Here is a 255-nt window from a genome sequence, read left to right as displayed (position 1 = left end):
CGTGCGGGGAGCGCGTCGCATGCGCGCGGAGACCACGATAAACACGTGACCTCCGACGACACGTTCTCCGAAGCCCTCCTCCTCGCCTTAGGCGAGCTCAACGCCGTCGTGCGCGCCATTGCCGACGAAGCGGGGTCGGGTGACGTCCTCACCGAGATCGAATCCGCGAAGCGCGTCTTCCTGCTCGGTGCGGGCCGTTCCGGTCTCGCCCTGCGCATGACGGCCATGCGGTTCATGCACATGGGTCTTACAGCA

General features: G+C 66.3%; 1 pseudogene. It reads left to right on the top strand.

The features are described from left to right. Positions 1–255: pseudogene (locus SB717_RS37725) on the top strand (hypothetical protein); the annotation flags it as partial.

Source organism: Priestia sp. SIMBA_032 (assembly GCF_046535215.1).
Classification (GTDB): domain Bacteria; phylum Bacillota; class Bacilli; order Bacillales; family Bacillaceae_H; genus Priestia; species Priestia aryabhattai.
The sequence above is the reverse complement of the archived record's forward strand: the minus strand, read 5'-3'. Positions and strand labels throughout refer to the sequence as shown.